We start from the raw sequence: 26,461 nt of genomic DNA, 5'->3' as shown, positions 1-26,461 counted from the left end.
TCCAAGGGCGACCGTTGTTGTTGACGCCGTTCCTGCGCGCAACGGCGTCACTTGGCGTGCCCGTGCTGTTGTTGCACAACTACCCGTAGCTCATCGCGTCGGAGAACGCTGCCCGCGTGTACCGGTTGTAGGATGTCGAACAAGGGTTCGAGAGGGGTTGTCATGGGTCGCAGTGCGAACCTGCCGCGCGGCCTGCGTGACCGCTTCCGTGCGCGCGACGGCGTGTGGCCTGATGACACGGGCTGCCGGATGTTGCACGTGGACATGGACGCCTTCTACGCGTCCGTCGAGATCCGCGAACGCCCCGAGCTCGCTTCCGTGCCCGTCGTCGTCGGTGGCGTCGGTGGGCGCGGTGTCGTGTGCTCGGCCAACTACCTCGCACGCGAGTTCGGCGTGCGGTCCGCGATGCCCACCGCGCACGCCCGCCGGCTCGCGCCGCACGCGGTGTACCTGCCGCCGCAGTTCGACCTCTACCAGGAGGTGTCGCGCGGGGTCATGGCGATCTTCCGCGACATCACGCCGCTGGTGGAGCCGCTGTCGTTGGACGAGGCGTTCCTCGACGTCGGCGGGGCGCTGCGGCGGATGGGCACCACGCCCGGCGGGATCGGCGAGCTGGTCCGGTCGCGGGTGTTCGAGGCGTACGGCGTGACGTGCTCGGTCGGGGTGGCGCCGACGAAGTTCCTGGCGAAGCTGTCGTCCGGCATGTGCAAGCCGGACGGGATGATGGTGATCCCGGCGGACTCGGTCCTGGAGTTCCTGCACCCGCTGCCGGTCGGCGCGCTGTGGGGCGTGGGGGAGAAGACCGCCGCGCGCCTGTCGCAACTCGGCCTGGAAACCGTCGGCGACGTCGCCGCGATACCGCTGGCGACGTTGCGGCGCAAGATCGGCGTGGCGCTGGCGGAGCACCTCTTCGCGTTGTCGCGGGGCGTGGACGACCGTGCCGTGGTGCCGGAGTCGCGGGAGAAGTCGATCGGCGCGGAGGAGACCTTCGAGGTCGACCACCTCGACCGCGGCGTGCTCCGCCGCGAGCTGCTGCGCCTGTCCGAGCGGACGGCGAGCTCGTTGCGCGCCAAGGGTTTGCACGGCCGGACAGTGTCCATCAAGGTCAGGTTCTCGGACTTCACGACGATCACCCGCTCGCGCACGCTGCCCACGTCGACGGACGTGACGCAGGAGATCTACCGCACCGCCGTGGAGCTGCTCACCACCCAGGTGCCGCCGGGCGCGGTCCGCCTCATCGGTGTCCGGATCGAGGGACTTGACAACTCCGACTCCGCCCACCAGCTGATCTTCGACGCCCCCGAGAACGGCTGGCGCGAAGCTGACCAGGCCGCTGACCAGGCCCGTTCCCGCTTCGGCTCACTCGCCGTCCGCCCGGCCTCCCTCCTCGGCAAGGGTCCACAGAGGACCGCCGAGTTCGGCCCGAAGCCCGAGTGATCGCGACCTGTCCACAACCCGCGAGTAACCCACAGCCCCCCGTTTCCCCGTGGCACACCCCCGGTCCCCCGGTGCAACCTGGACCCCATGCGCCACCCCGTAGACCTGGAATCGCTGCACATCCTGTTCCGCCACCGCATCGCGCCGGTGGCCGCCCTGGTCCACATCGGACTGACAGGCGCCGTCATCGACCAGCGGTGCCGGCACGGCACCCCCTGGCAGCGCCTCCTGCCCGGCGTCCTGTTGCTGGGCGCCGCGAAACCCACCCGTGAGCAGTGGCTGCAGGCCGCCCTGCTCTACGTCGGCGACCGCGGCATGGTCACCGGCTTCGACGCCCTGCACCTGCACGGCCTGAAGTCCGCCCCGGTCCCGTCCTCGGTCCACCTGCTGACCCCGCGCTGCTCCCGCGCAGTCAGCTTCGGCCCGCTGAACCTGATGCGCACCGACCACATCCCCACACCGGTGCTCCGCCGCGGCTTCCACACCGCCCCACTGCCCCGCGCCACGATCGACGCGGTCCGCTGCACCAAGTCCATCGCCGACACCCGAGCCATCCTCGACGAGGCCACCCACCTGGTGGGCCTGCACGCCCTGCGCACCGAACTCGCCTTCGCCCCGCGCAAGGGCACCGCCCTGGCCCGCAAACTCCTCGGCGACTCCCCGATCCGCCAACTCGAACACGCAGTCCTGTCCCGCCCCTCACCCACAGCCCCTCGCCGCCGCCCCCTCACCCCCGCTGTTCCACCCCCGGCAGCGCTGCCCGCCGCGCCCCGCTGCCCCGACCCGGCACCCTGGCCCCGCTCGGCTCCGTCCCGCGCACCGGCCACGATCCGCCGAATCCCTTGCCACACAGCCGAAGAACCACCCCGCCAGCTGACCTGACCACCGCTCCCGCGCACCGCCCACCCGCGACGCCACTCACCCACGCGCGTCGTCGCCCACCCGTGCACGTGTCGCCTACCTGCGCCGCCGTCGCACGCGCGCCGCCTACCCGCGCCGCCGCCCACCCACGCGCGCCGTCGCTCACCCGCAGCCGCCACCCGTGCGCGCGCCGCCCATCCACACCGCCGCCACCCGTGCGCGCCACCCGCCCGCTGAAAGGAGCCTGCGACGTCACCCTCGAACCGCGCGCCGCCGCACCCGGCATCCCGCGCATCGCCCACCGCCGCGCCCCGGACATCCGCGTGCCGCTGCCCCCGACATCCGCGCACGCCCCGGTTACTCGCACAGCCCGCTGCCAACCCGGCCTGCTGTCGCCGTGGTCGCAACGCCGACCCACCGCCGCAGCCCGCCACCACACAGCGGCTCGCTCCCGCCACCGCCGACCGCCACCGCCGACCGCCACCACGCCCACCTAGCCAGGCCCCATCCCCGCCCGGCCTCAACGCGCGGCGCGGTCCGAGACCACCTCCCGGCCACACCGCCTGAACGGCCCTACCGCCGCCCAGCTCTACCCTCGCCCAGCCCTACTCCCGCCCAGCCCTACTCCCGCCCGCCCTACCGTCCGTCCACCCCGCCTGAACGGCCCTACCGCCCACTCCGCCCAACCCGAGCCGCCCGCGAGGCCCCTTTCATGGCATCCCCGCGCAAACTCAGAAAGGAGAGCACCGGCATCTCGAAGTAGTTCCACGGCGCAGCATCCGCGTACCCGCCCAAAACCCGGAACTGCGCCACGGCCTCGTCGAACCGCCGCAGCCGCAACAGCGCGAGGATCGCGTACCCCCGGTCGTCCCGCACCGCGACCGTGTCGGCACCTTCGTCCGCCAGCCGCTCCAGCAGGACCTCCAGCGCCCGGCCGACCTCGGGCGTCTTCCACAGGGAGGGGTCGGTGTCCTCGGCCTCCAGCGCCGCCTGCAGCGGCAGTGCGGCGAAGCGCGGCGAGGTGTCCGCGGCGTCCAGGGCGAAGCCGAGGGCCATTTCGTTGGAGCCGCGCCACTTCGCGCACCAGTACTGCAGGGCCTGCTGGTGCCCGTCGTGGTGCAGGGGGTCGCGGGCGACGAGTTCGGACCACAGGGTGCGGAAGTCGTCGTGGCTCGCGCCGAGGCCGCGGGCCGTGGTGATGAGGGTGCTCCACGGGGTCGGGTCGTCGGGGAGGACGGCGGCTGCGGCGCGGGCGGCGTCGCGGGCCTCGGCGAGGGTGCGGTGGAAGCCCTCGAACTGGGCGTGGGTGGTGTCGGTGGCCCTGGCGCTGCCGCGGATGTCCCAGGCGAGGGACACCAGGGACAGGGCGTGGACGACGGACCGGTGGGGGTCGTTCGGGCGGGCGGTGTGCCAGGTGGTGAGCCAGGCGTCGTCCTTGGCGGCGAGGTCGGCGAGGGCCCAGGCGATGCGTTGGCGGCGGTCCCACGTGCCGTAGGAGGCGGCGGTGAGGTCGGCGGCGTTCTCCCAGTGGCCGGCGCGGACGTCGGCGCGCACGGCCTCCAGTGCGGGGTCCTCGACCGGTGGGTCGGCGGTGACGTCCGCGTCGGGGACGAGGCCGAAGCGTTCCGGGCGGGTCTTGGGCAGCAGGAAGGCGGCGACGAGCTCGGTGGGCAGTTCCTCCACCTCGACGCCGCGGCGTTTCGCCTCGCGCATCAGGCGGATGACGGAGAGGGCTTGCTTGGGCTTGAACAGCAGTGAGAACACCACGGGAGGGAGGGCTCCAGTCAGCGGGTGGGGCGGTAGTCGAGGGCGATGCCGGCGGAGGCGAGGGCGTGGCGCAGGGGCTGGGTGTCGGCCTGGTCGGCGACGGCCTCGTCGAGGTGGTCGGCCAGGTCGAAGTCGTCCGCCGCGGTGACGAAGGTGGTGCGGCCGAGCCAGTCGACCTGCCAGTGGGCCAGGCCCGCGTCGGAGAAGGCTAGGGCGAGCAGGGCGGAGAGCTCCGCGTGCACCTCGGTGCGGGCCATCGCGCGGCGGGCGCGGGGGCCGGCGGTGGGGCTGCCGGGGACCGACGAGTCGGGGCCGATCTCGGCGAGCAGACCGGCGTCCAGCGCGTCGAGGACGGTGGTGAGCGACGGGGGTCCGCCGGTGGCGGTGGCGGCCGCGGTCAGGAGGCGTTCGGTGCCGCGGACGACGCGGGCGCGGGCACCGATGTGGCCGAGGGTGGCCCAGTCGACGCGTTCCTTGGTGCCGGCGTCGTCGACCAGGGCGTCGAGGACGGAGGCGTCCAGCAGCGGCATCGGGTCGTCGAGCAGCTCCAGTGCCGGGCGGTCGCCCCAGGACTCGGGTTCTGCGTGCAGGGCGTCGATGGCGGCGATGCGGTCCGGCAGCGGCGGGTACGGGTCGTGCGGGCCGCGGTCGGGGTCGGTCGGGTGCTGGCGGAGCTCCTCCAGCTCGGCGTGCAGCTCGGGGGAGGTGCGCAGGTGGGCGAAGCCCTCGAAGAACGTCGTGGGCAGGTAGCCGTTGTCCCACGCGACGGTGAGGTGGCGGTTGGTGAAAAGGTCCCAGGCGGCGTCGATCACCGGCAGCTCGCGCAGTGCGCTGGACGCGGCGGAGGAACCGGCCAGGCGGGCGGCGTGGGCGTCGGCGGCGCGCTGGCGGGCGCGGGCGACGGGCTGGGAGAAGCGGAGGAACAGCGTGGCGTAGCCGCGGAACAGCTTGGTGGCCAGGCGCTTGAACCACCTGTCGGTGGCGAGCGCGGAACCGGCGCGCAGCACGGCGCCGCGGGCGGAGATGACGACTGCGGCCAGGCGGCTGTACTTCTGGGCGTAGTAGCCGAGCTCGGTGGCGAGCACGGCGAGGAGCTGCTTCTCGGTCAGCGTGGTGAGCAGCGGGGCACCGATGAAGAGCCGGCGGTGCCGCACGCTCAGGCCGAGGAAGCGGGTGTCCTCGGAGATGCCGGAGTTCACCACGGCGACGACGCGGAGCTCGTCGGGCGGGCGGGTGCCGAGGTCGGCGGACAGGCGCTGGACGAGCTCCCACAGCGCGGGTTGCTCGGCCGCGGTGACGGGGACGCCGGGCACCTCGTCGTGGCCGCGCCGTTCCAGTGAGACGAGGAGGTGCACCAGGGCGTAGGCGACGGGCAGTGCGAGGAACGCGAGCTGGACCGCGGCGACCGGGCGGTTGATCAACGCGTAGACCTCGACGAAGAGGATCGCGCAGACCAGCCCGATGGTCAGCACGTAGTAGTTGACGAGCAATGCGACTGCGCCGGCAGCACGCAACGAAGCACGCATGAGTAGAGCGACCTTCCCCCAGGAGCTGCCTGCGCGGGCAGCAGGAGTGAAGTGTGCAGCACGGGCGGGAGCGAACTCAACGCCGTATCACGGGGAGAGCGTGACCACGTGGTCACGCCGTCGCCGGTGACCGGGTGCCGGTGATCGTGCGGCCGGCGGCAGGCGCGCTGTCGGGGCGGGACAGCGCTTTCCGCGTTGGGCGAAGACGGCCTCGCTGCGCGCCAAGACAATGGACGCGGCGAGCGGCACGGGAGGTGACGATCATCCAGGCCTACCGCCCGGACGCGCTCCCTCCGGTCAGGGCCTGCGGTACTGCGCCGGTGATCCGGCCGTCGCCGGGTCCTCGTAGCTGCCCGCCATCCCGCGGTCGACGTGGAACGTCGTCAGCGTCGACACGGGTGACGCGGCGTCGCGGCGGTCGGCGATGACGCGCATGTGCGTGCTGAACCGCCGCGGGGTCACCTCGTACACGTCGTAGCCGTACCTGTTGCCCTCGAAGTACTTCAGGTGCGGGTTGGCCGCTCCCATCACCGGCCCGTTCACGGCGTTCCACTCCGGCGAGTACGCCCCGGAGGTCACCGAGTGCGCGGTGAACTCGGTGCCGATCACCGGCGAGGTCACGTCGTCGAAGTCGGGGCGGATGTCGTCGACGAACGCCGAGTGCCAGTCGCCGGTGAGCACCACCAGGTCCTCCATGCCGGTGGCCGCGACGTGGCCGAGGACCTCGCGCCGCTCCGCGCGGAAGCCGTCCCACTGGTCGGTGAAGTAGTAGCCGCCGCCGGTGCGCGCGAGCTGCGAGAGCATGATCGAGTTGATCCACACCTGCCACGCCTCGCGGGCGCCGGAGATGCCGTCGAGCAGCCACTGCTTCTGCTCGGCGCCCAGGATCGTGCCCGCGGGGAGGTTCTGCGCGGACCGGTACTGGCGCAGGTCGAGCACCGTCAGGTCGAGCAGGTCGCCCCACTGGCGGCGCCGGTGGATACGCGGCTCCAGTGCGCTGCCCGCGCGGATCGGCAGGTGTTCGTACCAGGCCTGGTAGGCGGCGGCACGGCGCTTCACGAACGGGGCCGCGCCCTCGGAGCCGCTGTAGTCGTTCGCAACTTCATGATCATCCCAGGTCAGGTAGAAGGGATGTGCGGCGTGGGCGTCGCGCAGGGACGGGTCGCCCTTGTAGAGCGCGTGGCGGCGGCGGTAGTCGGCCAGCGAGAGGACGGCGGGGCCCTCGTGGTCGCGGACGTGCTGACCGCCGACCTGGCCGTGCTCGTAGATGTAGTCGCCGAGGTGCACGACGAAGTCGACGTCCTCGCGGGCGATGCTGCGGTGGGCGGCGTAGAAGCCGTCGTGGAACGCCTGGCAGTTCGCGGTGGCGAAGCGGACGCGGGAGACGGGCCCGACCGGCGCGGTGCGGGTGCGGCCGACGCGGCTGCTCCTGCCGAGAGCGCGGAACCGGTAGTAGTGGGTCTGGCCGGGGCGGAGACCGTGCACGGGCACGTGCACGCTGTGCCCCAACAGGTTCGAGGCCGCCACGGTGCCGCTCGCGACGCGCCGGCGCAGCGCTGGGTCGGTGGCCACGGTCCACTCGACCTCGACGACCTCGGGCAGCGGCTGCTCGAACGCGAGCGGTTCGGGGGCGAGCCGCGTCCACAGGAGCACGCTGTCGGGCAACGGGTCGCCGGACCCGACGCCCAGGGTGAACGGGGCCGCGTCCCAGGAGGCGCCGAGCTGTTCGGCGGCCGCGCGGGCCTGGGCGGAGGAGAGGCCCTGCGCCAGCGGCCACGCCGTGCCGAGGGCGCCGGCGGCCGCGGCGGCGCGCAGGAGGTCACGCCTGTTCAACATCAGCGGGCTCCGATCGTGAACGAGATGTTGTCGGCGTAGCCGTCGTTGGACGTCCCGCCGCCGGAGCGGGTCAGCTGCAGCGTCACCACGGCGGTGCGGCTGCCGGGCGGGACGGTGCCGCTCGCGGTGCGCTCGAACAGACCGGTGCGGCCACCGCGTTCCTCCGCCGTGAGCGGGCCGAGCACCACGAGACCGCGCGGGGTGCCCGCGCCGTCGAGGAACTCCACCGACAGGCGGGCGCCGTCCTGCTGCGATGCGTAGCCGCCGAGCCACGCGGAGATCGAGAACTCCGACGGGCGGCCTGGCAGCGTCACCCTCTGTCGCAACGCGGACAACGGTGTCCCGCCGCCGCCGAAGAACGCCGCACCGCGCTGCGCGGGCCCGGGATCACCGGGTCCCGGATACCCCTGCCCGGTGTCGTAGCGCAGCACCACCGGCGTGCCCGCGAGGGTGTGCCAGCCGCTCAGGCCCTGCTCGGCGCCACCGTTGACGATGAGTTCGGTCATGGTTCCGATCCGACCAACCGGTCGTGGCGCCCGCGGAGCGCGTGGCCGAACGGGGTGTGAACGGCAGGCCACAAGGCCTCCTCCTGGCTCCGCGGCAAGCCTCACGAAGGCCTCACCACTGCCCCAGGAGGATGATGGTGACAGAACCGACCGTATGAGAGGGCCGACTGGGTAGTCGCCGGGGCGCGCGGATCGTATCCTGGAGGGTGACGTCCCCAGGGTGGGCCGTCCGCCGGGATCGGCGGCAACCGCGAACACCCGGCGCCCGCGACCGCTGTGCCGGAGGAGGAACGATGCCACTCTCCGAGCACGAGCAGCGACTGCTCGACCAGATCGAGCGCGCGCTCTACGCCGAAGACCCGAAGTTCGCATCCACCGTACGAGGCGCCAAGTTGCGGCGGCCGTCCAAGCGGCGTCGTGTACAGGGCATCGTGCTGTTCGTGGCCGGTGTTGCGGCCCTCATCGCCGGGGTGATTTTCTCGCAGCTCGCAGTCGCGGGCATTCCGGTCGTGAGCGTTTTCGGTTTCCTGCTCATGTTCTTCGGCGTGCTCATCACCCTGACGACGTTGCGTCGCGGTGACCAGGTCGCCGAAGGTGCGCAGGAAGAGGGCAAGCCGACGCGCAGCCGCAGCTCGTTCTCCGAACGGATGGAGGAGCGCTTCCGTCGTCGCTTCGACGAGGAGCAGTAAGCGCACACCCTTCAGACACCACTCGGGCCCGCCCCCACCAGGGGGACGGGCCCGATCCGTTGTGCGGGGGACTACGCCGGCACCGGCTCCTGGTCCGGGACGTCGGCCAGCGGCGCGGGCGAGGGCCGCAGCACCGACCGCGGGAACAGCTTCGCCCGCAGCGACAACGGCGCGTTCTGCCGCAACGACTGCCGCACGGCCGTGAGCGCCGCGGGCAGCGCCGGGTCCGCCGCCGGGTTCGGGCTGTACCAGGCCCGCTCGATCGCGCCGATCATCGTCCGCAGCCCGTCGCGGCCTGCCTCGTCCAGGTTGTGCTCCCGCGCGAGCCGGCGGGCCGCCGTCCTGACCGTCTCCGCCGACGGCACCGGGGCGCCTCGGTCGACCGACTCCGCCATCAGCTCGGCCCACGCCGCCGTCGCCGCGTCCGGCCCGAGGCGGCCGACCACCCGCAGCCGCGACCGCTGCCGCAGGTACCGCAGGGCGGCCGGTGTGCCCGCGGCCAGCAGCACGAGCACGACGGCGGCCAGCACGTACGACAGCCATGCCGCCGCGAACAGCAGTGTGACCGACCACAGCACCGCGGCCGCCACCGCCGCCCAGCGCCGCAGCCGGCGCCGGCGTTCACGGTGCTGCGGCATGACCGCGGCACCGTCGTCCTTCAGCAGCACGTTGCGCACCATCGAGACCGCGGTCGCCAGCACGAGGGCGGTGAACACCGCCCACGGCACCCAGTCCTTCGAGGTGTCCTGCTGCGTGGCGTCACCGGTGACACCGGCCTCCTCCTCGCCGTCGGCGGCGGTGGACGGGGCGGCCGAGCCCTGGCTGGGCTGCGCGGTCGTCGACGTCTGCGTGTTCGCCGTCGGCTCCTCCTCCGCACCCGGCGACTGTTCGCGCAGGTACGGGGGCACGACCGCGCGGCCGTCGGTCATCGGCGTCGGGTCGAACGTCATCCAGCCGTGGTTCGGGAAGAAGATCTCCACCCAGGCGTGGGCGTCGTCGGTGCTGATCGTGCGGTAGGCGTTGTCCGGCGACGGGACACCGGCGGTGAAGCCGATGGCCACGCGCGAGGCCAGGCCGACCGTGCGGGCCATGACGGCCATCGCGGAGGCGTACTGCTCGCAGTAGCCGCGCTTGCCCCGGAGCACGAAGTCGGTCAGCGCGTCCTTGGTGACGTCGCCCTGGGTCTTCAGGTCGTAGGTGAAACCGCTGGTCGGGCCGTTGAAGAACTCGGTGAGCGCGGCGGCCCTGTCGAAGTCGTTGGTCGCGTTCCCCGTGATCTGCTTCGCGAGGTCGATGATCTCCTGCTCGACCCCGTCGAACTTGTAGTACTCCGGGTCGACCAGGTTGCGCTGGCCGGACGCGATGCGCAGCTGGTTCTTCGTCGGCGTCGCGAGCACGGTCTCGAGCTCGTAGGGTTCCGGCTCCCGCTCGCGCTGGGTGAAGATCACGCCCTTGGCGGGGTCGAAGCGGTAGTCGTCGTCCGGGGTGTCGATCCGGCGGACCGCGCCGTAGGTCGGCAGCCAGAAGCTCGTCCAGCCTCGCGGTTCGATCCCGATCTTGGCCACCTTGCCGTCGCCGCGGTCGCCCGGCTGCAGCGGCAGCTCACCGCGCGCGGGCTGACCGCCGGGGTCGCTGCCGCGTTCCCAGCCCTTGTTCGGCACGTACCTGGCGAGCGTGGAGGCCCGCATGTACGTGCTCTCCGGCAGGCCGCGCACCTGGAACACCTCGGTGGTCTTGCCGCGGTTCAGCATGCCGCGCAGCGACGTCATCTCGTTCAGGCCGATGCCGCCGCGCCCGCCGGCACCGCTGCCGCTCAACGGCAGCCGCCCGACCGTGCCGACGATCGTCACGCCCGCGCCGACCACCAGCGCGATCACCATCGCGATGCTCGCCACCGTGGTCGCCGAACCGCCGGTGCCACCGGCCGACCCGGACCCGAGCCGCCCGCGCCACGCCTCGTGCCGGTGCTGGCCGTCCACCGCGAGCAGCATCGCGAACGCCGCCGCACCCAGCACGAACGTCCAGAACGGCAGCATCTCGTCGGCCAGCGACGCCGGCACCGCGAACACGCACAGCAGCACCAGGCCGGACGCCGCCGGGGCCGCCGCGGCGACCGCGAGCGTGTCCACCAGCACCGCGACCAGGCCGATCGCCAGCACCACGAGCGCCTGGATCGCCGGTGACGCGTGCACCGGCGGCACCCCGGTCTGCACCTGCGACACCGACTCCGCGAGGACGCCACCGAGCTCGCTCAGCGCGTCGGGACCCGGCAGGAACAGCAGCACGCCCGACCGCGTGTGCAGGGCCGTGAGCAGGCACAGCAGCACGAACACCTGGGCCAGCGCCACCAGCGGCGGGGGCAGCCGGGTGGCCCGCAGGAACGCACCGGTCACCGTGATCGCCAGGATCACCACGGCGATGCGGACCAGCCACAGGTCGCCCTCGATCACCCCGGACAACGCCGTCGACGCGCACAGCACCGCCAGCGCCGCGATCCACGGCGTCGCGGAGCTGAACCACTCCGCGGTCTCGCCGCGGGAAGACGTCGTCGTCGCCATAGCTCAGCCCACCTCCGAACGCACGGCCGGTCCGCGGTTGCTCGCGCTCGCGCACAGCTCCTGCCACACCTGCTGCATCGACGACGAGGGCCGCGCTATCGCCACGCCCCAGCCGGCTCCGGTCAGCAGCCGCCGGGCGTCCTCGGGGTCGGGTGCGGTCGCGTCCGACCCGCCCGCCCACGCGGTGACGTCCAGCAGCACCGCGAGGCTGCGCGTGCCCCGCGGCCGGTACCTGATCAGCTCCTCGACCGAGGACGGCGACACCCCGCCGAGCACGGCGATGACCTCCTGGCCGGCACCGGGGTCGATGCCGGCGGAGAGCTCCTTGCGGTGCGAGGCCTGCAACGCCGCCAGCGCGTCGAGCACCACGTGGTCGCTGTGCCCGCCGTCGGACGCTCCGCCCGCGAGCACCCGGCCGTCCTCGGAGACCAGGCGCACCTGGTGGCCGAAGTGGTGCAGGTGCAGGCAGATCGACGCCGCGAACGAGATCGACCACTCCAGCGACGCCGTCGGGCCGCTGCCGCGGTGCGCGTGGACGCGGTGGTCCAGCAGCACGGTCGTGCCGCCGCGCCACGGGCGTTCCTCGACCCGCACCATCAGCTCGTCGCGCCGGGCGGTCGAGCGCCAGTGCACCTTCCGCAGGTCGTCGCCCTGCCGGTAGGGCCGCACCACCGCGTCGTCCTCACCCTGGCCCGCGCGCAACCGCACCGAGCCGTCGTCGCCCGCGCCCATGCCGGACCCGCCGGGCAACCCGGCCAGGCGCACCACGCGCGGCACGACGACCAGGCGGGAGCGGCCGGCCAGCTCGCGGTCGAACTCGGCCAGCCCGAACGGGTCGGTGATCCGCGCCATCAGCGGGCCGACCTGCTGGATGCCGCGCATGACCGGCTTGAGCGGGTAGCGCAGCGACGTGGGCGTGTTGCGCGGCAGCCGCTCCACCAGGAACCGCGGCCGCGCGCCCAGCGCGTAGGGGACGGTGTCCTCCAGCATCAGCCCGCCGGTGGGCAGGCGGCCGGTGCTGTGCAGGTCGAGCTTGACCTCGGACGCGGCCCCGACCGGCACCCGGCTGGGCGCGAGGAACCGAGCCGCGTGCAGGCCGACCCGGGCCCGCGTGGCGAGCCAGGCGGCCAGCAGCGGCAGCGCGATCACGAACGCCGCGACGCGCAGCAGATCGCGTTCGTTGAGCACCACGGCGCACGCTCCGGCGGCGAACCCCGCGGCCAGCAAGCATCTTCCGCGGGTGGTCAGACCGGACAGTGCGGTGCGCATCGTTACCGTGGCGTCCCTGCGTTGTTGTTGATGCTGCGGACGAAGGCGGCGTTCGGGTCGAGTGCTGCGGTCGGCACCGGCACCCGCTGCAGCAGTGCCCTGACCAGCTCGGCCGGTGACCGGCGGGCGGCCTGGGCCTCCGCCGTCAGCACCAGCCGGTGCGCCAGCACGGGGATCGCCACGGCGTGGATGTCGTCGGGCACCACGAAGTCCCTGCCCGCGAGGGCCGCCTGCGACCGGGCCGCCCGCACCAGGTGCAGCGTGGCCCGCGGGGACGCGCCGAGCCGCAGCTCCGGCAGCCGGCGGGTGGCCGACACCAGGTCCACGGCGTAGCGCCGCACCTCGGGGGAGAGGTGCACCCGGCGCACGGCCTCGATCAGCCGCAGGATCTGCGCCGCGTCCGAGACGGGCCGCAGGTCGTCGAGCGGGTTGTGGCCCGCGTGCTCGTCGACCATGGCGAGCTCGGCCTGGGGATCGGGGTAGCCGACCGACACGCGCGCGGTGAACCGGTCGCGCTGCGCCTCCGGGAGGGCGTAGGTGCCCTCCATCTCGATCGGGTTCTGCGTCGCGATCACCATGAACGGCGACCCCAGCGGGTAGGTGTTCGCGTCGACCGTGACCTGGTGCTCCTCCATGCACTCCAGCAGCGCGGACTGCGTCTTGGGGGAGGCGCGGTTGATCTCGTCGCCGACGACGATGTTCGCGAAGATCGGTCCCGGCCGGAACTCGAAGTCGTTCTCCTGCCGGTTGTAGATCGACGAGCCGGTGATGTCGCTCGGCAGCAGGTCGGGCGTGAACTGCACGCGGCTCACGGTGCAGTCGATGGAACGGGCAAGCGCTTTCGCCAGCGAGGTCTTGCCGACCCCCGGCACGTCCTCGACCAGCAGGTGCCCCTCGGCGAGCAGCGTCACGAGGGCGAGCCGCACGACGTCGGGCTTGCCGACGAGCACCCGTTCGACGTTGGCGGCGATCCGCTGGACGGCGGCGTGCAGCTCACCCAGAACCTGTTCGACCGGCGCGTGACTGTTCGCGCTTGGGCTTCCCGGCGTCACTAAACCTCCAGCAGCCGTGTCCGGAACACGGACGTGTGAGCGTTTCACGCAGTGTGTCAAACCACGGCTAAGTGCCCCACACCTGCGGGCCGCTTCGGGTTCGCTCCACCAGTTTCCACCTTCCCCCACCACCGCGCCCCAACCCCGTGTTCCGGCCCGGATTTCTAGTCCGTTCGAGTGGCAAATCGGGGCTTGAACCTCACCCGCGCAGGTGGAGCCTGCGGAGATCCCCCACCATCCCCCCGCGTCTCCCCACCTCGTCTACCTGCGGAAACAGGTTGCTCGGTGGTGCGTGAGCACCTGTTTCAGCGTTGACTGTGGTGAAAAGTGGGGTACTGTGGCGGCCGGTGGGGCAGACGGGGGCTCCACCGCCGGTCCGTCGCCCGGCGAGGGAGGTGGCTGCCGATGTTCCTCGGCACTCACTACCCGCGCCTGGACGACAAGGGTCGGCTGACATTGCCTGCGAAGTTCCGGGACGAACTGGCGGGAGGTCTCATGGTCACCAAGGGCCAGGACCACTGCCTGTACGTGTTCCCCCGGGCGGAGTTCGAGCAGATGGCGAGGAAGGTCGCCGAGGCGCCGTTCACCAACGACGCCGTACGCGCCTACCAGCGTTATCTGTTCGCAGGTACGGACGAGCAGCGTCCGGACGGTCAGGGTCGGGTCCTGATCGCACCGGAACTGCGCCGGTACGCCGGGCTGACCAAGGAGTGCGTGGTCGTCGGCGCGTTCACCAGGTTGGAGATCTGGGACGCGGCGGCCTGGCAGACCTATCTCGACGAGCACGAGGACGGCTACGCCACGGCTCGCGAGGAGGTCATACCGGGCGTCTTCTGATGGCGGTCAGCCGAGCAACAGGCCGGATGTTCAACCGCGATTCGGGTGCCGTGAGGCCTCGGTCCGCTCGACAACCGACCCTGGCGCACCTTCCCCGGCGCCAGGTTCGACGGGCGGGCGGGGACCTGACGTCACCCGAACGCATTTCGGGGAGTAGAGGGACGATGGATCAGCCGCGGCACGTTCCGGTGCTGCTGGACCGCGTCCTGGAGCTGCTCGCTCCCGCGCTGAGCGGCAAGCCCGCCGTCCTGGTCGACACGACCCTCGGCATGGGCGGCCACTCGGACGCGCTGCTGAGCGCGCACCCCGGGCTCACCCTCATCGGTCTCGACCGCGACCCGCAGGCCATCGAGCTGGCCTCGGCCCGGCTCGCGCGCCACGGCGACCGCGTCCACCTCGTCAACGTCACCTACGACCACATCGACGAGGCCGTGCACGACCTGGGCTTCAAGCGGGTCGACGGCGTGCTGATGGACCTCGGCGTGTCCTCGTTGCAGCTCGACGAGTCCGAACGCGGGTTCGCCTACTCCAAGGACGCGCCGCTGGACATGCGGATGTCCAAGGGCACCGGCATGACGGCCGCGGACGTGCTCAACACGTACTCGCACGGCGACCTCGCGCGGATCCTCTCGACCTACGGCGAGGAGCGGTTCGCGGGCAAGATCGCCTCGGCGGTCCTGCGCGAGCGCGAGCGGGAGCCGTTCACGAACTCGGGCCGGCTGGTCGAGCTGCTCTACAACGTCGTCCCCGCCGCGTCCCGGCGCACCGGCGGCCACCCGGCGAAGCGCACGTTCCAGGCGCTGCGGATCGAGGTCAACGGCGAGCTGGAGTCGTTGCGGCTGGCCCTGCCCGCGGCGCTGGGCGTGCTCGCGGTGGGCGGGCGGATCGTCGTGGAGTCCTACCAGTCCCTCGAGGACCGGATGGTGAAGCACGCGTTCGCGGAGCTCGCGAGGTCGAAGACGCCGCCGGGGCTGCCGGTCGAGCTGCCCGGTCACGGGCCGGAGCTGAAACTGGTCACGAAGGGCGCGGAGGTCGCGTCCGAGCAGGAGATCGAGGACAACCCCCGTGCCGCACCCGTGCGGCTGCGGGCAGCGGAACGGATCGGAGAGGTGAGATGACGGCACCGGCACGGGTCGGTGGGCCGTCCCCACGCGACCGCTCCAAGGACAAGAAGACCGACACCGACAAGGCCCGGCGCCGGTCCGCCGCCGCCGACCGCGCCTACGCCCGCCGGGCGCAGCGCGCGCAGAACCTGCGCGGCGGGTCGTCGGCACCGCAGCAGAACGCGCGGCAGGTGTCGAAGGCCCCGTTCGTCGTGCTCGTGATGCTCGTGCTGGTCGCGGGCATCGCCGGGATCATGTACTTCTCCACGCAGGCCGCCGCCGACTCCTACCGGTTGCAGGAGGCACGCGCCGAGCAGGAGAAGCTGACGCTGCGGGTCGAGCAGCTGCGCCGCGAGGTGGCGTTGCTGGAGTCGCCGACCGACCTCGCGCGCCGCGCCACCGAGATGGGCCTGGTGGAGCCGTCGAACCCCGCGCGGCTGCGGCAGCTGGCGGACGGCACGGTCGAGGAGTTCGGCAAGCCGAGCGCGCCGACCAAGTCGACTTCGCCGCCCCCTCCCACGACCACCACGCCGCCTCCCGCCGGTGAGCAGCCGCCGCCAGCCGGCACCACGCCGCCCGCGGGTGACGGGGCCGCGAACCCCCCGACGCCACCGGCGGGTGGCTGATGCCGGGACCGCAGCAGAGGGGCCCGCGCCGGCCGTTGTCCGTGCGCGGTCCCGCTCCGAAGGCCCGCACCGGCGGCAACAGCAAGGTGCGCATCGCCGTCGGCCGCATCCTGCTGGTCGGCGCACTGGTCATCGCGGGCCTGAAGCTCGTGCAGGTGCAGGGGTTGCAGGCCGACGAGCTGTCGACGCAGGCCCGGTTGCAGCGCACGACGTACCTGAACATCCCCGCCGAACGCGGCGCGATCCTCGACCGCAACGGCAACCAGCTCGCGTTCTCCGTCGAGGTGCGCGCGCTCTACATCCTTCCCCAGCGCGCCAGGAAGAACTGGGACGCCGAGCGCGAGAAGGAGAAGGACAAGCAGAAGAAGCAGTTCGCGCAGACCTACGACGAGCACGCGCGTGACGTCGCGAAGTTCATCTCCTCGACGCTGGGCCCCGAGGTCAACGGCGAGAAGACCGACGAGGAGACGATCTACGAGCAGCTCGTGGCCGACATCAGCTACGAGGTGCTGGTCAGCGAGGCCGAGCCGACCAAGGCCGCGGCGATCGTCGCGAAGTACCCGGCCGAGATCGGCTCCGAGTACCGCGCCAAGCGGATCTACCCGAACGGCCAGGTCGCCTCCAACATCATCGGCGCGGCGAACTGGCGCCAGGACGAGAAGCCGCCGACCACCCAGGGCATCCTGGGCTTGGAGAACGCGGCCGACAACGTGCTGGCCGGCCGGATGGGCCGCAGGGTCGTCGACACGATGTCCGGTGACGACACCCTCGTCATCCCGAACACCGAGCGCGAGCTGACCAAGCCGCAGCCGGGCAAGTCGCTCGAGCTCACCATCGACGTCGACACGCAGTACGCGGTGCAGCGGATGGTCACCGACTACACGAAGAAGTCGGGCGCCCGCAGCGGTTCCGCCGTCGTGCTGGACTCCCGCAGCGGCGAGATCATCGCCATGGCCAACGACCAGACCTACGACCCGACGGACTTCGGCAAGGCCAGCGACGCGCAGAAGCGCAACCGCGCCGTGGCCGACACGTTCGAGCCCGGCTCGGTGAACAAGATCATCACTGCCGCGGCCGCCGTCGAGTACGGCCTGTTCAAGCCGGACGACGTGCTCCAGGTGCCGGGCTACCTCAAGGTCGCCGACCGCACGATCAGGGACGCGTGGAACCACGGCACCGTGCCGATGTCGTTCACCGGCGTCTTCGCGAAGTCCTCGAACGTCGGCACCCTGCTGGCCGCGCAGGAGGTCGGCCAGGAGCGCTACGCCGAGATGCTGGAGAAGTTCGGCCTCGGCAAGCGCACCCAGTCCGGTGTGCCCGGCGAGGAGTCCGGCATCGTGCCGCCGCTCAACCAGTGGTCCGGCTCGACGTTCGGCAACCTGCCGATCGGCCAGGGCCTGTCGATGAACCTGCTGCAGATGACCGCGATGTACCAGACCATCGCGAACGACGGCCTGCGCGTGCCGCCGCGGCTGGTCCGCGCCGAGATCTCCGGCGACGGCTCGCGTTCGGAGAAGCAGCGCCCGGAGGGCGTGCGCGTGGTGTCGCCGGAGACCGCCAAGACCGTGCGGAGCATGTTCCGCTCCGTCACGCAGTCGGACCCGCGCGACGCGAACCAGAACGGCACCGGCGCGAAGGCGGCGCTGCCCGGCTACCAGGTCGCGGGCAAGACCGGCACGGCCCAGCAGATCGACCCGAAGTGCAAGTGCTACTCGGACTCGCAGTACTGGATCACCTTCGCCGGCATCCTGCCCGCCGACAACCCGCGCTACGTCGTCGGCATCATGCTCGACGCGCCCACCGGCACCCCGTTCAGCTCCTCGGCCGCACCGCTGTTCCACGACATCGGCGCGTTCCTGACGCAGCGGTTCCAGGTGCCGCTGTCGAACGAGCAGACGCCGTACGTGCAGCTGCAGCTCTAACAGGGCTTGCGCAGCACGGTTCCGGTCGTCCCCGGCAACGCCGCGAAGCTGACCGACGCGTTCTTCTCGTCGATGTGCTTTTCCTTCAGCCGGACGGTGATCGGTGCACTGCCGGTCTTGTTCGCGTTGACGAGCACGGTGCCGCACGTGAAGTCGCGCTGGAACACGTTGGTGCTCACCGCGAAGTGGGCGCCGAGCGGCTTGCCCAGGTCCCAGTCGTACTCGGCGCGCCACGGCGAGGCGTTGTCGTAGCGGTCGGTCTCCGCGATCTCGGAGATCGCCGTGTGCCCGCCCTCGGCCAGCAGGTAGCTCGCGAAGGCGTAGCGGAACGGCTGCTCGGCACCGCTGTGGTGCGGCTGCACCCAGGTGATCTTGCCCTTGGCCTCGTTGGCGGTGATCTCGGCGAGCTGCCGGCTGAACCCCTGCGGGTACTCCGACAGCAGGTCCCCGTCCCCGAACGTCAGCCACCACTCGTCGAACCCGCCGTCGAGGTGCTCGACGTAGCTGTCCCACGCGCCGTCGTGCAGGCGGGCGTTGGACAGGTTGGCCACCGTCTTCAAGCCGGCGTCGACGAACTGCTGCCGGGTGTTGGCGAGCATCGAGCGGTAGGCCTCGCGCATGGCCTCGTCGGTGCGGTACTTCGCCGGGCACACACGCGCGTGGTAGGTGTCGCAGGCGAACAGCGCGTTGTCCATGAACACGCCGTCGAAGACGTTGCGCGACGCGCTGATCACGTTGTCGGCCCACGCCTTCTGGTAAGCGGTGTTACCGACGTCCATCTGCCAATGGCCGCCATATCCGTCGTACTCGAACCGCTGACCGTTCGGGTCCACGAGGAACCACGAGGGATCGGCCGCGCAGTAGCCGACACCGGTGGGCAGATCGGCGTCGTCCACCCCGTTCTCGCAGGCATGGCTGCGGGTCGAGGAGAGGTCCTTGTAGACGAACGTCTTGATCTCGGGGTTGGCTGCTTTGAGCTGCCTGGCGAGATCGCCCTCCCAGGCGTTCAGCACCACGTACGACCTGCGCTGCGCCTCGGTCCTGATCATTTCCGGCGTGGTCGGCGAACTGTTCATGTGCAGCCAGTACGACTCGGTCGTGCGGGTCGGTTCATCGGCCTGAGCTGCGGGGACGAGTGACAGCGCCACTGCGGAAACCATGATCGATATTTGTGGGAATCGCACGCTGAACTCCACCTCGCCTTGCTCTCCGGATTTGGAGTATTAGACGTGATGAAACGCGTCTTATTAAGGGGGTGTGAGCTCGGAGTTTTCACTGTGAAACAATGAATTTGGTCATTGTCGCGCCTGGGTGTGTTCTCGCTCACTTGCACAATCGAAGTGCGCCACCAAGAATGCGCGGCCCGCTCGATCGCCGAACGGACCGGCGGTCCCGTCCAGGTGGGGTTCGGGGTCAAACCACACGGGACGGTCCACACTGGACAGAGCTGTGCGCGGAAGGGAAACCCGTGGTCCCGAGCGCGGTGGAACGGCGACGTCAGCCGATTGCCAACGCGCCGACCGGCCACTCTCCGCACGCCGGTAGCCTCTTGCGCGTGCCTGCCAAGCTCGAGGGCAAGGTCGCGACCGCCCCGCCCCGCCCGAACCACATCCGACCTGCGTCCGCGGCTGCCCTGGCCGCGGTCGCCGACGTGCACCTGACGCGTCCCGCGCACGCCGACGTCCAGATCACCGGGGTGACTCTGCGTGCACAGCACGTGGTCCCCGGCGACCTCTACGCCGCGCTGCCCGGCGCCCACGCGCACGGTGCCGACTTCGCGGAGACCGCTCTCGCGAACGGTGCGGTCGCGGTGCTCACGGACGAGGCCGGTGCCGCTCGCGAGTCCCTCAAGGACGTGCCCGTGCTCATCCACCCGCGCCCGCGCGAGGTGGTCGGGCTGCTCGCCGCCCACGTCTACGGGCGGCCGTCGGCGAAGGTGCGGCTATGGGGGGTCACCGGCACGTCCGGCAAGACCACCACCACGTACATGATCGAGTCGGTGCTCAAGGCCGCGGGCCGCACCACCGGGCTGATCGGCACGGTCGGCACCCGCATCGGCGACGAGCAGCTCGGCAGCTCGCACACCACGCCGGAGGCGCCGGACCTGCAGGCGCTGTTCGCGGTGATGGCCGAGCGCGGTGTCACCGACGTGGCGATGGAGGTCTCCAGCCACGCGCTGCACATGGGCCGCGTCGCCGCCACCGAGTTCGAGGTCGGCGCGTTCACGAACCTCAGCCAGGACCACCTCGACTACCACGCCGACATGGAGGAGTACTTCCAGGTCAAGGCGCAGCTGTTCGACGGTCGCGCGCGCCGCGAGGTCGTCTGCGTCGACGGCGACTGGGGCCCCAGGCTGGTCAAGCCGGGCACCGTCACCGTCGCGACGACGAAGCCCGCCGACTGGACCGCGAGCGGTGTCGAGGTGAGCGCCACCGGCGAGCAAACCTTCACCGCGCACGGCCCGGACGGCGACGTCGAGGTCCACCTCCCGCTCGCGGGCAGCTTCAACGTCGCGAACGCCCTGCTGGCCATCGCCTGCCTGCACGCGGAGGGCGTCCCGGCCGAGGCGATCCGTGCCGGTCTCGCGGCCGTGCAGGTGCCCGGCCGCATGCAGCGGGTGGACGAGGGCCAGGACTTCACCGCCGTCGTCGACTACTCGCACAAGCCCGCCGCCGTCGCGCTCGCGCTGGACGCGGTGAGGGCCAAGACCGACGGCCGGGTGATCGTCGTGCTCGGCTGCGGCGGTGACCGCGACCGGGCCAAGCGGCCCCTCATGGGGGAGGCCGCGGCGGAACGCGCCGACGTGGTGATCATCACCGATGACAACCCCAGGAGCGAAGACGCGTCCTCCATTCGGGCCGCCGTGCTCGAAGGCGCCCTCGCCACCGCGAACCGGGGCGAGGTGCTGGAGATCGGCGACCGGGGGCTCGCGATCGGGAAGGCCGTCGAGCTGGCACTTCCCGGCGATGTCGTCGTCGTGGCGGGCAAAGGACATGAGACGGGACAAGAGATCGCCGGCGTGATCCACCCGTTCTCGGACGTGGAGACCCTGACCGCCGCGATCAGGAAGGCGCACCGTTGATCGCACTCACGCTCGCCGAGATCGCAGAGGTCGTCGGTGGACGGTTGCACGCAACCGATGGCAGCCCGGTCGTCACCGGCACCATCGAGTTCGACACCCGCAAGGTCACCGACGGCGGTCTGTTCCTGGCCCTGCCGGGAGAACGCGTGGACGGCCACGACTTCGCGGCGCAGGCCGTCGCGGCGGGCGCGGCCGGTGTGCTGGCCGGCCGCGAGGTCGACGCCCCCGCGGTCATCGCGCCGCCGGTGCCGACCAGGCACGCCAACGCCTACGTGCTCGCCGGCGACCAGAACGGCGAGGGCGCCGCGGTGCTGGAGGCGCTCGCGAAGCTCGCGCGCCACGTCACCGACCGGCTGGCGGACCTCACGATCATCGGCATCACCGGGTCGGCGGGCAAGACGTCCACGAAGGACCTCATCGCCCAGGTGCTGCGCCCCACCGGTGAGGTCATCGCGCCGCCGGAGTCGTTCAACAACGAGCTCGGCCACCCGTGGACCGCGCTGCGGGCGGGCGAGGACACGAAGTTCCTGGTGCTGGAGCTGTCCGCGCGCGGGGTCGGGCACATCGCGAACCTCTGCGGGGTCGCGCCGCCGAAGTTCGGTGCCGTGCTCAACGTCGGCACCGCGCACCTGTCCGAGTTCGGTTCCCGCGAGGGCATCGCGCAGGGCAAGGGCGAGCTGGTCGAGGCGCTGCCGGAGGACGGCGTCGCCATCCTCAACGCCGACGACCCGCTGGTCGCGGGCATGGCGAGCCGCACCAGGGCCAAGGTCGTCCTCGTCGGTGAGAGCCCCAACGCGGACGTGCGCGCGGTGGGCATCGAGCTCGACGAGCAGGCCCGTGCGAGCTTCACGCTGCGGACCGCGCGGGGCGAGGCGCACGTCAAGCTCGGCGTCAGCGGCGCGCACCAGGTCGGCAACGCGCTGGTCGCCGCCGCCATCGCGCTGGAGCTGGGCGCCACGCCCGCCGAGGTGGCCGAACGACTCGGTGCCGCGGAACGGGTGTCCGCGCACCGCATGGTGATCACCGAACGGGCCGACGGCGTGACCGTGGTCGACGACGCCTACAACGCGAACCCGGACTCGGTGCGGGCGGCGTTGAAGGCGCTCGCGACGATCGCCCGGTCCGCCACGCCCGCCCGCCGCAGCTGGGCCGTGCTCGGCCCGATGGCCGAGCTGGGCGACGACGCCGTGCGCGAGCACGACGAGATCGGCCGGCTCGTGGTGCGCCTGGACATCAGCAAGCTCGTCGTGATCGGCGACGCGGCCCGCGCGATGCACCAGGGCGCGCACCTGGAAGGATCTTGGGGAGAGGAATCCGTCCTGGTGCCGGACGCGGACGCGGCGATCGAGCTGCTGCGCGCGGAACTCCGGCCCGGTGACGTCGTGCTGGTCAAGGCATCCAACGCCTACCGCCTGTGGCGCATCGCCGAGGCCCTGCTGGAGGCAGGAACCAAGTGAAGAGCATCCTGATCGCGGCTGCGATCGCACTCGCGGTGTCGATCCTGCTGACGCCGTACCTGATCAAGATCTTCTCGCGCCAGGGCTTCGGCCAGGAGATCCGCGAGGACGGCCCGCAGCACCACAAGACCAAGCGCGGCACGCCGACCATGGGTGGTCTCGCCATCCTGGTCGCGATGTGGGCCGGGTACCTCGGCACGCACCTGGTGAACTCGATGTCGGCCTCGGCGTCCGGGCAGACCCCGACGGCGTCCGGCCTGCTCGTGCTGATGCTGACGACGTCGCTGGGGCTCGTCGGCTTCCTCGACGACTTCATCAAGATCCGCAAGGCCCGCAACCTGGGCCTGAACAAGACGGCGAAGCTGGTCGGCCAGTTCATCGCGACGATCACGTTCGCGATCCTCGTGCTGCAGTTCCCGAACAAGGAGGGCCTGACCCCCGCGTCGGTCAACCTGTCGTTCGTCCGCGACATCACCGTCGTCTCGTTCGGCACGATCGGGTTCATCGTCTTCTGCTACGGCATGGTCGCCGCCTGGTCGAACGCCGTGAACCTGACCGACGGCCTCGACGGCCTCGCCGGCGGCTCGTCGGCGATGGTGTTCGGCACGTACGTCGTGATCTCGTTCTGGCAGTTCCGCTACAACTGCACCAGCTACGCGGTGGTCGGCTGCTACGACGTGCGCGACCCGCTGGACCTCGCGGTGATCGCCGCGGCCGCGATGGCCGGCTGCATCGGCTTCCTGTGGTGGAACGCCGCCCCCGCCAAGATCTTCATGGGTGACACCGGCTCGCTCGCGCTCGGCGGCCTGGTCGCCGGTCTCGCGATCGCGACCCGCACCGAGCTGCTGATGATCGTCATCGGTGGTCTGTTCGTGGTCGAGGCGCTGTCGGTGGCGATGCAGGTCGCCGTCTTCCGCACGTCACGACGGCGGCTGTTCCGCATGGCACCGTTCCACCACCACTTCGAGCTGGCGGGCTGGGCGGAGACCACGGTCATCATCCGGTTCTGGTTGATGGCCGGCATCTGCTGCATGTTCGGTCTGGGCGTCTTCTACAGCGAGTGGCTGACGGGCGGGTTCTGATGACGAAGCTGGCCGGGTCGCGGGTGCTGGTCGCCGGTGCCGGGGTGACCGGCCGGTCCGCGGCGGAGGCGTTGCTCGCGGCGGGCGCCGAGGTCGTGGTGACGGACTCGTCCCCCGACCGGCTGGCGGCGCTGGAGTCGCTGCTGGAGGGCGTCGAGCTGGTGCCCGGCCTGACCGAACCCCCCGCGGGCACGTCGCTGGTGGTCACGAGCCCCGGCTGGCAGCCGTCGAGCCCGTTGCTCGCGGCGTCGTCGGCGGCGGGCGTCGAGGTGATCGGCGAGGTCGAGCTGGCCTGGCGGATGGCCGCCGAGCTCGCCGACCCGCCGGTGTGGCTCGCGGTGACCGGCACGAACGGCAAGACCACGACCGTCGGCATGCTGGAGTCGATCCTGCGCGCGGCCGGCGCGGACGCCGTGGCCTGCGGCAACGTCGGACTGCCGGTCGTGGACGCGCTGCTGGCCGGGCGCCGGGTGCTCGCCGTGGAGCTGTCGAGCTTCCAGCTGCACTGGGCGCCGTCGGTGCGCCCGCAGGCCGGTGCGCTGCTCAACCTCGCCGAGGACCACCTGGACTGGCACGGCGGCATGGAGGCCTACGCGCGGGCCAAGGCCGGGGTGCTGACCGGGGACGTCGCGATCGGCTGGCTCGACGACGAGCTCGTCGTCGACCTGCTGGAGGACGCCCCGGCGCGCGACAAGGTCGGGTTCACCCTGGAGGAGCCCGCGGAGGGCCAGCTCGGCGTGCGCGGCGGCTGGCTGGTGGACCGCGCGTTCGCCGACGACGAGCCGCTGGTCGAAGTGGCCAAGATCCGCCCGGCCGGCCCGCCCGGCATCGCGGACGCCCTGGCGGCGACGGCGCTGGCGCGCGCGTACGGCGTGCCGTCCGAAGCCGTGCGCGAGGGCCTGGAGTCGTTCGAACCGGCCGCCCACCGCGCCGTGCTGGTCGGCGAGGCCGACGGCATCCGCTACGTCAACGACTCGAAGGCGACGAACCCGCACGCGGCGGTGGCGTCGCTGCGCGCGTTCGACAGCGTCGTGTGGATCGCGGGCGGCCTGCTCAAGGGCGCGTCGGTCGAGGACGTGGTCCGCACCGAGGCCCACCGGCTGCACGGCGTGGTGCTGATCGGGCAGGACCGGCAGGTCCTCGCGGACGCACTGGCGCGACACGCGCCCGATGTCCCCGTTCGGGTCCTTGACGCGGGGGACGATGGGGCCATGACCGTCGCGGTACGTGCTGCCCGGGAACTGGCGGGGCCGGGTGACACCGTGCTGCTCGCCCCCGCAGCGGCCTCCATGGACATGTTCACCGACTACGCCCATCGCGGGCAGGCGTTCACCGCCGCGGTGCGGGAGCTCATCGGCCGATGAGCGTCGTCGCGGAGAAGACGGGGACCAAGCGCAAGGCGCGTCCCGCCAGGCGCGTCGCGTCGGTGCGCGGCGGTCTGACCGCGTGGCTGAGCCGTCCGCTGGCGGACTTCCACCTGCTGCTCGCGGTCTTCGGCATGCTGACCGTGCTCGGCCTGGTGATGGTGCTGTCGGCGTCCGCGCCGGGGCAGGTCGCCTCGGGCGTCTCCGCCTACAGCGTGTTCCAGAAGCAGCTGATCTACGTGTGCGTCGGCGCGGTGCTGTTCTGGGTGGTGCTGCGGTTCCCCCTGCGGAAGCTGCGGCACCTGTCGACGGCCGCGATGGGCATCGGCGTGCTGCTGCTGGCGCTGGTGCTGACGCCGCTCGGTGACGTGCGCGGTGGCGCCCGGTCGTGGTTCACCCTCGGGCCGGTGTCGTTCCAGCCGATCGAGGCGGTGAAGCTCGCGCTCGCGCTGTGGGGCGCGCACGTGCTCGTGACCAAGCGGGCGCTGCTCTCGCAGTACCGGCACCTGCTGGTGCCCGTCGTGCCCGTGGCGATGCTGGTGTTCGCGCTGGTCATGTTGCAGCCCGACCTCGGCGGCACGATCACGCTCGGCGTGGTGCTGGTCAGCCTGCTGTGGTTCGTGGGCGCGCCGATGCGGTTGTTCGGCGTGATCCTCGGCGGCGCGGTGGCCGGTGCCGTCGTGCTCGCGATCGGGGCGACCTACCGGCTCTCGCGCGTCACGTCGTTCCTCGACCCGAACGCGGACCCGCAGGGCGCCGGTCTGCAGGCCCGGCAGGCGATGTTCGCGCTGGCCGAGGGCGGCCTGTTCGGCAAGGGCCTCGCGCGGGGCAGCTCGCAGTGGCGGTACCTGCCCAACGTCGAGTCGGACTTCATCTTCGCGGTCATCGGCGAGGAGCTCGGGTTCGTCGGGTGCGCGCTGGTGCTGGCGCTGTTCGGCACGCTCGCGTGGATCGGTCTGCGGGTCGCCGCGCGCAACACCGACCCGTGGATCCGGATCGTGGCGGCGACGCTGACGGTGTGGCTGGTCGCGCAGGCCGCGATCAACATCGGCTACGTCGTGAAGCTGCTGCCCGTCACCGGTCTGACGCTGCCGATGATCTCCGCCGGCGGCACGTCGATCGTCACGACCATGGTGGTGTTCGGCATCCTCGCGAACTGCGCCCGGCACGAGCCGGAAGCGGTGTCTGCGCTGCGCTCGCTCGGCCCCGGCCGGGTCGGTGGCCTGCTGAAGCTGCCCGCACCCGAGGCCTACAAGCCGCCGCCCAAGCGCAAGCCGGTCCGCCCGTCGACGCCCCCGCGCGCACCCGGCCGCAACCGCACCGCACAACTCCCGGTGGTGGACGAACGTCGTGTGGCTGGACGCTCCGCTCCGCCCTCGGAGTACCGTCGCCGCGAAACGCGGCGGGTGAACCAGAGCCGTTCAGAGCAAGGCCGATCGACCCGCGGACGCGGGCGGTACAACTGATTTCGCAGCACACCAACACCG

Annotated in this window: 20 protein-coding genes; 12 read left to right on the top strand and 8 right to left on the bottom strand. The window is 71.8% G+C overall.

What is annotated here, in order from left to right:
- Positions 1-162: 162 nt before the first annotated feature.
- Together AB0A63_RS15090 and AB0A63_RS15085 are read left to right on the top strand one after the other, a co-directional pair.
- Positions 163-1,437, top strand: coding sequence for a DNA polymerase IV (locus AB0A63_RS15090; RefSeq protein ID WP_360390568.1), 1,275 nt, complete (start codon positions 163-165; stop codon positions 1,435-1,437).
- Between the two features lie 87 nt (positions 1,438-1,524).
- Positions 1,525-2,319, top strand: coding sequence for a hypothetical protein (locus AB0A63_RS15085; protein WP_360390565.1), 795 nt, complete (start codon positions 1,525-1,527; stop codon positions 2,317-2,319).
- Between the two features lie 645 nt (positions 2,320-2,964).
- Here AB0A63_RS15085 and AB0A63_RS15080 read toward each other — a convergent pair.
- From AB0A63_RS15080 to AB0A63_RS15065, 4 genes are all read right to left on the bottom strand, one after another.
- Positions 2,965-4,062 carry a DUF4034 domain-containing protein gene (locus AB0A63_RS15080; RefSeq protein ID WP_360390563.1) on the bottom strand — a complete coding sequence of 366 codons (1,098 nt, stop codon included), beginning with the start codon at positions 4,060-4,062 and terminating at the stop codon, positions 2,965-2,967.
- 20 nt (positions 4,063-4,082) lie between these two features.
- The gene (locus AB0A63_RS15075; RefSeq protein WP_360390560.1) at positions 4,083-5,591 is read right to left on the bottom strand and encodes a M48 family metallopeptidase; all 1,509 of its coding nucleotides are present in this window, start codon (positions 5,589-5,591) and stop codon (positions 4,083-4,085) included.
- A gap of 297 nt (positions 5,592-5,888) precedes the next feature.
- Entirely contained in the window at positions 5,889-7,427 is a 1,539-nt protein-coding gene (locus tag AB0A63_RS15070) for an alkaline phosphatase D family protein (RefSeq protein WP_360390557.1), read from the bottom strand.
- On the bottom strand, positions 7,427-7,933 hold the full coding sequence (locus tag AB0A63_RS15065) for a hypothetical protein (protein WP_360390554.1): 507 nt from the start codon (positions 7,931-7,933) through the stop codon (positions 7,427-7,429). Before AB0A63_RS15065 ends, AB0A63_RS15070 begins: the two co-directional genes overlap by 1 nt.
- Before the next feature lie 293 nt (positions 7,934-8,226).
- On the opposite strand from AB0A63_RS15065, the gene AB0A63_RS15060 reads away from it, so the two are divergent.
- Positions 8,227-8,622 carry a DUF3040 domain-containing protein gene (locus tag AB0A63_RS15060; RefSeq protein ID WP_360390551.1) on the top strand — a complete coding sequence of 132 codons (396 nt, stop codon included), beginning with the start codon at positions 8,227-8,229 and terminating at the stop codon, positions 8,620-8,622.
- A gap of 71 nt (positions 8,623-8,693) precedes the next feature.
- Here the strand turns inward: AB0A63_RS15060 and AB0A63_RS15055 are convergent, their stop codons facing one another.
- From AB0A63_RS15055 to AB0A63_RS15045, 3 genes are read right to left on the bottom strand one after another with little or no spacing between them, the layout of a single operon-like run.
- A complete protein-coding gene (locus tag AB0A63_RS15055) occupies positions 8,694-11,180 on the bottom strand; it encodes a DUF3488 and transglutaminase-like domain-containing protein (RefSeq protein ID WP_360390548.1) in 2,487 nt (828 codons plus the stop codon).
- A 3-nt stretch (positions 11,181-11,183) separates the two neighbouring features.
- Entirely contained in the window at positions 11,184-12,449 is a 1,266-nt protein-coding gene (locus tag AB0A63_RS15050) for a DUF58 domain-containing protein (protein WP_360390545.1), read from the bottom strand.
- 2 nt (positions 12,450-12,451) lie between these two features.
- Positions 12,452-13,450, bottom strand: coding sequence for a MoxR family ATPase (locus AB0A63_RS15045; RefSeq protein ID WP_360391468.1), 999 nt, complete (start codon positions 13,448-13,450; stop codon positions 12,452-12,454).
- A 456-nt stretch (positions 13,451-13,906) separates the two neighbouring features.
- On the opposite strand from AB0A63_RS15045, the gene mraZ reads away from it, so the two are divergent.
- The 4 genes from mraZ to AB0A63_RS15025 all read left to right on the top strand — a co-directional run bounded on the left by mraZ (position 13,907) and on the right by AB0A63_RS15025 (position 17,989).
- Positions 13,907-14,338 (top strand): division/cell wall cluster transcriptional repressor MraZ, encoded by a 432-nt coding sequence (gene mraZ / locus AB0A63_RS15040; RefSeq protein ID WP_053733094.1) that lies wholly within the window; start codon positions 13,907-13,909, stop codon positions 14,336-14,338.
- 164 nt (positions 14,339-14,502) lie between these two features.
- Entirely contained in the window at positions 14,503-15,456 is a 954-nt protein-coding gene (gene rsmH, locus AB0A63_RS15035; protein WP_360390542.1) for a 16S rRNA (cytosine(1402)-N(4))-methyltransferase RsmH, read from the top strand.
- Entirely contained in the window at positions 15,453-16,067 is a 615-nt protein-coding gene (locus tag AB0A63_RS15030; protein ID WP_360390540.1) for a hypothetical protein, read from the top strand. The genes rsmH and AB0A63_RS15030 overlap by 4 nt, the downstream gene beginning before the upstream one ends.
- Positions 16,067-17,989 (top strand): penicillin-binding protein 2, encoded by a 1,923-nt coding sequence (locus AB0A63_RS15025; protein ID WP_360390537.1) that lies wholly within the window; start codon positions 16,067-16,069, stop codon positions 17,987-17,989. Before AB0A63_RS15030 ends, AB0A63_RS15025 begins: the two co-directional genes overlap by 1 nt.
- Here the strand turns inward: AB0A63_RS15025 and AB0A63_RS15020 are convergent.
- Complete coding sequence (locus AB0A63_RS15020) at positions 17,986-19,149, bottom strand: putative glycoside hydrolase (RefSeq protein WP_360390534.1); 1,164 nt, start codon at positions 19,147-19,149, stop codon at positions 17,986-17,988. The two genes, AB0A63_RS15025 and AB0A63_RS15020, sit on opposite strands and share 4 nt — an antisense overlap.
- A 395-nt stretch (positions 19,150-19,544) precedes the next feature.
- On the opposite strand from AB0A63_RS15020, the gene AB0A63_RS15015 reads away from it, so the two are divergent.
- The 5 genes from AB0A63_RS15015 to ftsW are packed head-to-tail and all read left to right on the top strand — an operon-like array spanning position 19,545 to position 26,440.
- Entirely contained in the window at positions 19,545-21,071 is a 1,527-nt protein-coding gene (locus AB0A63_RS15015) for a UDP-N-acetylmuramoyl-L-alanyl-D-glutamate--2,6-diaminopimelate ligase (RefSeq protein WP_360390531.1), read from the top strand.
- A complete protein-coding gene (murF, locus tag AB0A63_RS15010; RefSeq protein ID WP_360390528.1) occupies positions 21,068-22,528 on the top strand; it encodes a UDP-N-acetylmuramoyl-tripeptide--D-alanyl-D-alanine ligase in 1,461 nt (486 codons plus the stop codon). The genes AB0A63_RS15015 and murF overlap by 4 nt, the downstream gene beginning before the upstream one ends.
- Positions 22,525-23,610: a phospho-N-acetylmuramoyl-pentapeptide-transferase gene (gene mraY, locus AB0A63_RS15005; RefSeq protein WP_065916843.1), complete on the top strand. Its 1,086-nt coding sequence runs from the start codon at positions 22,525-22,527 to the stop codon at positions 23,608-23,610. Before murF ends, mraY begins: the two co-directional genes overlap by 4 nt.
- Positions 23,610-24,974 (top strand): UDP-N-acetylmuramoyl-L-alanine--D-glutamate ligase, encoded by a 1,365-nt coding sequence (murD, locus tag AB0A63_RS15000; protein ID WP_360390525.1) that lies wholly within the window; start codon positions 23,610-23,612, stop codon positions 24,972-24,974. Before mraY ends, murD begins: the two co-directional genes overlap by 1 nt.
- The gene (gene ftsW / locus AB0A63_RS14995; protein WP_360390522.1) at positions 24,971-26,440 is read left to right on the top strand and encodes a putative lipid II flippase FtsW; all 1,470 of its coding nucleotides are present in this window, start codon (positions 24,971-24,973) and stop codon (positions 26,438-26,440) included. Before murD ends, ftsW begins: the two co-directional genes overlap by 4 nt.
- Positions 26,441-26,461: the final 21 nt, after the last annotated feature.

Source organism: Lentzea sp. NPDC042327 (assembly GCF_040647275.1).
Taxonomy (GTDB): domain Bacteria; phylum Actinomycetota; class Actinomycetes; order Mycobacteriales; family Pseudonocardiaceae; genus Lentzea.
Note: the sequence above shows the minus strand (reverse complement) of the source record. Positions and strands in the feature narration are given on the sequence as shown.

What these genes read in the sequence shown, in the direction of transcription:
- AB0A63_RS15050 (WP_360390545.1), bottom strand. Translation starts at nt 12,449, where the DNA reads ATGCGCACCGCACTGTCCGGTCTGACCACCCGCGGAAGATGCTTGCTG.
- ftsW (WP_360390522.1), top strand. Translation starts at nt 24,971, where the DNA reads ATGAGCGTCGTCGCGGAGAAGACGGGGACCAAGCGCAAGGCGCGTCCC.
- mraZ (WP_053733094.1), top strand. Translation starts at nt 13,907, where the DNA reads ATGTTCCTCGGCACTCACTACCCGCGCCTGGACGACAAGGGTCGGCTG.
- murD (WP_360390525.1), top strand. Translation starts at nt 23,610, where the DNA reads ATGACGAAGCTGGCCGGGTCGCGGGTGCTGGTCGCCGGTGCCGGGGTG.
- AB0A63_RS15030 (WP_360390540.1), top strand. Translation starts at nt 15,453, where the DNA reads ATGACGGCACCGGCACGGGTCGGTGGGCCGTCCCCACGCGACCGCTCC.
- AB0A63_RS15090 (WP_360390568.1), top strand. Translation starts at nt 163, where the DNA reads ATGGGTCGCAGTGCGAACCTGCCGCGCGGCCTGCGTGACCGCTTCCGT.
- AB0A63_RS15065 (WP_360390554.1), bottom strand. Translation starts at nt 7,933, where the DNA reads ATGACCGAACTCATCGTCAACGGTGGCGCCGAGCAGGGCCTGAGCGGC.
- AB0A63_RS15020 (WP_360390534.1), bottom strand. Translation starts at nt 19,149, where the DNA reads ATGGTTTCCGCAGTGGCGCTGTCACTCGTCCCCGCAGCTCAGGCCGAT.
- AB0A63_RS15055 (WP_360390548.1), bottom strand. Translation starts at nt 11,180, where the DNA reads ATGGCGACGACGACGTCTTCCCGCGGCGAGACCGCGGAGTGGTTCAGC.
- AB0A63_RS15070 (WP_360390557.1), bottom strand. Translation starts at nt 7,427, where the DNA reads ATGTTGAACAGGCGTGACCTCCTGCGCGCCGCCGCGGCCGCCGGCGCC.
- AB0A63_RS15060 (WP_360390551.1), top strand. Translation starts at nt 8,227, where the DNA reads ATGCCACTCTCCGAGCACGAGCAGCGACTGCTCGACCAGATCGAGCGC.
- AB0A63_RS15025 (WP_360390537.1), top strand. Translation starts at nt 16,067, where the DNA reads ATGCCGGGACCGCAGCAGAGGGGCCCGCGCCGGCCGTTGTCCGTGCGC.
- rsmH (WP_360390542.1), top strand. Translation starts at nt 14,503, where the DNA reads ATGGATCAGCCGCGGCACGTTCCGGTGCTGCTGGACCGCGTCCTGGAG.
- AB0A63_RS15075 (WP_360390560.1), bottom strand. Translation starts at nt 5,591, where the DNA reads ATGCGTGCTTCGTTGCGTGCTGCCGGCGCAGTCGCATTGCTCGTCAAC.
- AB0A63_RS15085 (WP_360390565.1), top strand. Translation starts at nt 1,525, where the DNA reads ATGCGCCACCCCGTAGACCTGGAATCGCTGCACATCCTGTTCCGCCAC.